Genomic DNA, 6,556 nt, shown 5'->3' with positions numbered 1-6,556 from the left:
GCACCTTCCCTGTTGTCCAAACGATCCGTCACTTCCCATGAAATCTGAAGGGCGGGCCAAACGAAAGAACGGCCTGGTTCGGTTTAAATTCACCTGTCCCAAAACAAAATGGATCAAACAGGAAGCCGGGAAAGCTAAACGTCAGTGTTTCTGTGAAAATCCCTGTACTTCGTCTTCCTGTGGTCGGATGTTTTACGTCTACCCTGAAAAGAATCTTCGGGCCTACCCCGGAACCCTTCGTGGGACACTCGAATGGGCTCGAATCTATAAGATCCGGGGCGTCGTTGAGCAATCCATCAATCACTTCAAAGACAGTTTCTGTCTGGCCAACCGTAAAACTCAAAATGCCAAGACACTTCACGCCGATTTGCTGTTGGCCGGAATTACCCAGCTGATTACTGCAATTCTTTCCGATAATATTCATCAGCATCAGTACTTACGCAGTCTTAAACCACTCGTTGCCTAGTTGGACTCTTTATCTTCTTTGCCCAGCTTTTATTTTTGCGCTCTTTTTTCATCTTCTTCAACATTTTAATTGTTTTGTTGTTCCGTTTCCTTCCGACTTCACGAATTCTGTCTGGCTCTTACCACCGAATTTTCTGAGCTCCAAATCTTTTTCATTTCGCAATTACCTAGTTTTATAACAAGCCATCCGCTGAGGCGGCCGAGAAGTTTATTCAGGTATCGGGAATGGAGAAGGTGTTTTTTACCAATTCCGGAACAGAAGCCATTGAAGGGGCGCTAAAGATTGCCCGTAAATTTTATTTTAATAAGACTGGCAGTCCCGCAGGCGAAATCATTGCCATGGATCACTCCTTTCATGGCCGCAGCATGGGGGCGTTGGCGGTTACCGGACAGCCAAAATACCAGGAAGCTTTTGGTCCGATGATGCCAAATATCAAGTTTGCCCAGTTTAATAATCTGGCCAGTGTCAAAGAACAGATCAATGAAAAAACCTGCGCCATATTAATGGAAACCGTTCAGGGCGAAGGGGGCCTGTATCCGACCACCGCCGAGTTTTTAAGCGGGGTGAAAAAGCTTTGCGAAGAATATGATCTGTTGTTGATGCTGGATGAAATCCAATGCGGCATGGGACGGGTGGGAGAAATGTTCGCTTACCAGGCATATGGCGTCATCCCAGATGTGGTGACTTCAGCCAAGGCCCTCGGATGCGGAATTCCTGTCGGGGCGTTTGCGGCCCGGGGAAAAGCTGCCGCGGTTTTAGAACCAGGCGATCACGGCACCACCTATGGCTTTAATCCCTTGGCTGGAGCAGCCGTTGAGGTGGTGTTGGATATCTATGAACAGACTGCGTTGTTTAATCATGTAAAAGTGGTCAGTAGCTATTTCGAAGCGAAACTGGATGAGCTGGTCAGGGACTATCCGGGAGTCAAAGAACGACGCGGGATGGGTTTAATGCAAGCCCTTGAACTGGATCGACCGGTTGCAGATGTCATCGCCAAAGCCCAGGAACTGGGACTGATTATCATCACCGCCGGACCAAATGTATTGCGATTCCTACCGCCCTTGGTGATCGAGAAGAAACAGATCGATGAAATGATTGGGATTTTAAAAGTTTGTTTGGATTAAATGTAAATTTATCCCGACTTTGTCCGGGGGATACGATGGAAAATTCGATGCCATCAACATCTTTTGAAAAATTGCTGAATTTTATGATAAAAAGTAGTAGAATAAAGAAAAACAAGGAGAGTCAAGAATGATTTCTTATCGCAAAGAGTTGCATTTTAATTTGCCCAGACGAAGAGGATTGGTCAATATTACCAGAGATGTTGAGAAAGCCCTGGCAGAAAGTGGCATTCAGGAAGGGCTGATTTTGGTCAATGCGATGAATATTACGGCCAGTGTTTTTATTAATGACGATGAGAGTGGCTTGCATCAGGATTATGAGCTCTGGCTTGAAAAATTGGCGCCGGAAAAGCCCTATAGTCAGTATCGGCATAATGGTTATGAAGATAATGCCGATGCCCACTTGAAACGAACGATTATGGGCCGAGAAACTGTGGTAGCCGTCACCGCCGGCAAGCTGGATTTTGGCCAGTGGGAACAGATTTTTTATTTTGAATTTGATGGCAAACGGGATAAGCGGGTGCTGGTCAAAATCATTGGCGAGTAAAAAATTTAGAAGTCTGAATCCAACCAGCATAAAGAAGGAGCGTGAAATAGATGAAGAGCATTCTACTTGTCATTGATTACCAGCATGACTTTGTGGATGGGGCTCTCGGCTTTCCCCAGGCGGTACTCCTTGAGGAACCGATTGCCCAAAAAATAATGGCATATCGCCAGAAAGGCCAGGAAATTCTATTTACCTATGACACCCACACCGCCGATTATCTGAATACTCAGGAAGGCAGAAATTTACCGGTTGTTCACTGTATCAAAGGAACCCCCGGTTGGGAGCTTTATGGCAAGGTGGCAAAGCTGCGGTGGGATACCGACACCTGTATTGAAAAGATCGCCTTTGGATCGCTGGAGCTGGCTGAGTTTCTGGCGGCCAACCAGTATGACCAGGTCGAGCTGGTGGGGGTGGTGTCAAATATTTGTCTGATCTCGGATGCTGTGCTGGCCAAGGCGGCTTTGCCGGAAGCGGAAATTATTGTTGATGCCAGCTGTGTCGCCAGCAATGATGATTGTTTGAATGCGGCGGCTTTGGATGTAATGGCAAGTATGCAGATCCGCATAATTAACCGCAGAGCAAATGGGTAATAGTCAGTTCTTTAAATCAATTTTTTGAGGTATAATAAACCCAAAATGAGGCGACAACAATGGCGACCAGTAAAGGATTTGCAGACTCTGTCTTGGATCAGGGCATGACATTGGGATATTTTGTTTGTCATGCCCCATTGGAAGTAAGAACGTTACCTTCGGCAACAGCGCTGGTGATAAAGATCAGGCGATCTTTAGGAATTGGATTTGATAAAAGTATGGGTATCCTTCACATCAGCAAAGGTGTTTTGCAAAGCAGCCATAAAAGCGGCGTGAACAAGGGCAGCAGGAACCGGAGTATTTTCCCAGAGCAGATCTCTAGTAGTACAGGCATCGCTCAATAATTCTATTGCAAATCCCAGTCGTTTGGCAGAACGAACCGTTGTGTCAATACACATATGGCTCATCATGCCACAGATCACCAGTTGCTCAATCGACAATTCCTTAAGCAGTTGTAATAAATCCGTATTAAAAAAACTATCCGGGGTATGTTTGATAACCACCCTTTCACCAGGTAAGGGTGATACCAGGGGATGGATTTTGACCCCTTCGGTAGCAGCGACGAAAAAAGGGGCGATCGGGCTTTGGTTGATGTGTTGAACATGAAAAACCGGGAGCCCTTTTTTTCGAAAGAGCGCCAATGCGCTTTGGGCGTTTTGGGCAGCGGCATCAGTTTGATTGAGTTCAAAACGTCCGCCGGTAAAATAATCATTTTGGATATCAATTAGGATCAATGCTTTTTTCATTTCTTAAACCTCCTTTTTTTTGACAGTATAATTCATCTTGGATAGGAGGTAAATTACCCACTTTTTTGTGGGTAGGCTGATAAATGCCCGGGCAATTAGCGGGGATAACAAATTCCTTTTTGATCCAAAACTGCAGTCAGATGATGTTCAACCATATAGTCAATACCAACGTCCTGCATAATTTCAATGGCTTTAAGGATCTGCTTGCCCCGTTCGGTGAGATAGTAATCAACATGAAGCGGATAACCGGGGGCATTTTCTTTGGCGACAAGGCCAAAATGGCGAAGTTCTTTAAGCTGCTCCAGGAGCATCTTTTGACTGATGCCGGCGATGCTTTTCTCCAGTTGAGAAAGCGTAACAGCACCAGTGCGCATTTGAAAAATGATAATGGTTTTCCATTTGCCTTTGATAATGTCGTGGACAATTTCAAGCGGACAGGTGTAGTCCGTGCGGATTTTCATAGATAACTCCTCTTTTTAACGATCGGCTTAGGTTTATGCACTAACCGATCGGAATTGAATCTGTTGGGGGGACAAAGTTAAGGGTGCAAAACCTAGCGTAATTTAAGATTATTATAACAGATTCAAAAAGTAACCATAATAAATAAAATAATAACCACGTTATTTACCGGGCCAAAAGCGGTATAATAAACAAAAATAATCGGGAGGTAATTATGGAGTTTCAGGAAGTTGTAGAATTAAGAAGAAGTGTCAGAAAGTATGATCCGGATAAAAAGGTAGATGAAGCCACGTTAAATCAAATTTTCGAGGCGGCGATTTTGGCGCCATCATGGAAAAATTCGCAAACAGCCCGGTATTATGTTATTCAGAGCGAGGAAACGCTGGCAAGATTTAAAGAAGCCTGTCTACCACCGTTTAACGCAAAGAATTCGGCAGATGCACCCGTGTTGATTGTGACCACCTTTGTCAAAAATGATTCTGGCTTCAACCCGGATGGTGAACCGACCAATGAATTGGGAAACGGCTGGGGACTTTATGATCTGGGTTTACACAATGAAAACTTGATCCTTAAGGCAATCGATCTGGGCTTGGATACCTTAGTCATGGGTATTCGAGATGCCGATAAAATTCGGGAAATGCTGTCAATCAGCCAAGATGAAACCATCGTTTCGGTGATTGCACTGGGTTATGGCGCCCAGGAACCTAAAATGCCCAAAAGAAAAACAGTTGCAGAGATTGTCAAGTTTTTCTAATTTGGCAGCGTCGAGATGATTCAATACTGGCCATTCGCATGTAGGAGTCATTACCATCTTTTGTTTTAAAAGAACTGACTTCAAAGCTGTTCAAAGACGTGCTGTTGGATGTCTGATCAGTTTGGGAGGAAGAATCACCACTGCTTTTTGTTCCGGAGGTACATCCGCAGAGCAAAAAGAGGGTAAGCACAAGCAAGAGAACCAAGAACTTTTTCATGTAAATGCTCCTTTCTTTTGTGATCAGGAATCACTTTGATAGTATTATTCTACCCACCGCTGACTATTTAAAACGTCAAGATATTCGGCTTATGCCGTTATAAACCAACAGAGTGGTCCCCGCAGCCTCTTTAAGTGTGCAGCTTGAGGCGGGGATTTTTCTAATTAATGCGCTTGACAAGTGAACAAGTGTTAACTATTATTAGGTTAACACTTGTTCACTTGTGGTACATGATTAAAGGAGTGATTATGGATACTAAGGAGCGAATATTATATATTTCGTTGGATTTATTTGCGCAGAAAGGTTTTTCAGGCGTATCAGTAAGAGATATTGCAAGTGCTGTAGGTGTGCGTGAGAGTGCGCTATATAAGCATTTCAAAAACAAACAAGACATTTTAGACAGTATCATGGTGAGCATGAAAGAGCGAATCGAATTGGTTTATCAGGAAAATGAAGTTCCCGAGGTAGTTACAGAAGACGCTGCACAGGCATATAAGGAATTATCACTTGAAAAATTATGTGAAATATCCTGGAATCTGTTTTCTCTTTTTACGAAAGATCCGTTAGTATCAAATTATAGAAAATTATTAATGCGAGAACAGTTTGGCAATGAACAGGCAGCCAGACTGTATGGTGAGACCTATTTATTAGGGGCGGTTCATAAACATGGTAAGACGTTTGCCAAGCTGGTTGAAGGTAAATTGTTCAGGGAAGAAAATCCGGAAATCATTGCGCTTCAATTTTATGGCCCGATTCTTTTACTGTTTCAACAATACGACTGTAATCCTGAGAACGAAGAACAGATTAAGGGTTACTTAAATGAACATATAAGAGTATTTGGGGAAAATTACAGCAGGCAGGTATGATCATTTGAAGAAGAAAAAAGTTATTATGATTATTAGCGGAATCTTAGTTGTATTGGCGTGATCGCAATAAAATTTAATCTCGAATAGAAAAAAGCATCGGCACGATTTGAAACATACCAGAATAAAGTAGAAACATCATATGGAAGAATAGCCTATATTGATGAAGGCGAGGGCGAAGTCATACTGAGCTGTCATGACATCTGCGGCTACGATCAAGCCTATGATACACTTGCGGATAAAACCGATGATTATCGAGAGAAAAAATATGTGTCCATGGCAGTGCTTGCGACAATTAGCCTATCAAGTATGTTAATCGGAGCAATTGGCACGGGATTAGTACAATTGATTATTTTGGTGTTACTGAAAGGTTTAGCGTATTTGCGGCAACCGCTTTTACGGCCATTTTGGGATTATATGTTTTTTATGGCATTGATTATTAAAAAAAAAGGTTTGACAACTTAATAATTTGAATAATTCATGAAGTAGCAAGTTAGCATCTGGCACTAAACATTAGTATAACAAAAAGTCAGCTGGTTTAGCCAATGTCATTAAGTTAAGCGAATTTCAAAAGACAAGAAGAAGTTTATCGAATATAAGTCGTAAACTTCTTTATTTTGTGTGTCCTTATTGAATTTTGAGCATGGCAAAAAGACAGAATCCCATCTGCCTAATTGATTTATTGAGCTATTTAAGCTACTCTATATAAGAAGCCTCGACATTGCTTTGCTTTGACGTCCCTAAAGAAGTTACGACCTTCTCTGACCGGGTAAATGTATTTGCAAATGAGTGC

At 42.7% G+C, this 6,556-nt stretch carries 7 protein-coding genes and 2 pseudogenes; 6 read left to right on the top strand and 3 right to left on the bottom strand.

Features of this window, described 5'->3' with window-relative positions:
• From BI182_RS12160 to BI182_RS12145, 4 genes and pseudogenes are all read left to right on the top strand, one after another.
• Positions 1 to 395, top strand: a pseudogene (locus BI182_RS12160) (ISNCY family transposase); the annotation flags it as partial.
• 256 nt (positions 396 to 651) lie between these two features.
• Positions 652 to 1,590 (top strand): annotated as a pseudogene (locus BI182_RS12155) (aspartate aminotransferase family protein); the annotation flags it as partial.
• Positions 1,591 to 1,717: 127 nt separating this feature from the next.
• Positions 1,718 to 2,134 carry a secondary thiamine-phosphate synthase enzyme YjbQ gene (locus tag BI182_RS12150; protein WP_070369611.1) on the top strand — a complete coding sequence of 139 codons (417 nt, stop codon included), beginning with the start codon at positions 1,718 to 1,720 and terminating at the stop codon, positions 2,132 to 2,134.
• A 50-nt stretch (positions 2,135 to 2,184) separates the two neighbouring features.
• Positions 2,185 to 2,724, top strand: coding sequence for a cysteine hydrolase family protein (locus BI182_RS12145; protein WP_286808271.1), 540 nt, complete (start codon positions 2,185 to 2,187; stop codon positions 2,722 to 2,724).
• A gap of 194 nt (positions 2,725 to 2,918) precedes the next feature.
• Here BI182_RS12145 and BI182_RS12140 read toward each other — a convergent pair whose 3' ends face one another.
• Together BI182_RS12140 and BI182_RS12135 are read right to left on the bottom strand one after the other, a co-directional pair.
• On the bottom strand, positions 2,919 to 3,470 hold the full coding sequence (locus BI182_RS12140; RefSeq protein ID WP_286808270.1) for a cysteine hydrolase family protein: 552 nt from the start codon (positions 3,468 to 3,470) through the stop codon (positions 2,919 to 2,921).
• A 95-nt stretch (positions 3,471 to 3,565) separates the two neighbouring features.
• Positions 3,566 to 3,931, bottom strand: coding sequence for a winged helix-turn-helix transcriptional regulator (locus BI182_RS12135; protein WP_250934486.1), 366 nt, complete (start codon positions 3,929 to 3,931; stop codon positions 3,566 to 3,568).
• A 212-nt stretch (positions 3,932 to 4,143) separates the two neighbouring features.
• Between BI182_RS12135 and BI182_RS12130 the strand changes: the two genes are divergently transcribed.
• Positions 4,144 to 4,683, top strand: a complete 540-nt coding sequence (locus tag BI182_RS12130) for a nitroreductase family protein (protein WP_250934487.1) — start codon at positions 4,144 to 4,146, stop codon at positions 4,681 to 4,683.
• Here BI182_RS12130 and BI182_RS12125 read toward each other — a convergent pair.
• Positions 4,670 to 4,900, bottom strand: coding sequence for a hypothetical protein (locus BI182_RS12125; protein ID WP_070369606.1), 231 nt, complete (start codon positions 4,898 to 4,900; stop codon positions 4,670 to 4,672). The genes BI182_RS12130 and BI182_RS12125 overlap by 14 nt on opposite strands.
• Before the next feature lie 248 nt (positions 4,901 to 5,148).
• Between BI182_RS12125 and BI182_RS12120 the strand changes: the two genes are divergently transcribed.
• Positions 5,149 to 5,766: a TetR/AcrR family transcriptional regulator gene (locus BI182_RS12120; RefSeq protein ID WP_286808267.1), complete on the top strand. Its 618-nt coding sequence runs from the start codon at positions 5,149 to 5,151 to the stop codon at positions 5,764 to 5,766.
• The last annotated feature ends 790 nt before the right edge of the window (positions 5,767 to 6,556 follow it).

Origin of the sequence: Acetobacterium sp. MES1 (genome assembly GCF_002237635.1) — a bacterium.
GTDB lineage: Bacteria > Bacillota > Clostridia > Eubacteriales > Eubacteriaceae > Acetobacterium > Acetobacterium wieringae.
This window is presented reverse-complemented; position numbering and strand designations above follow the sequence as displayed.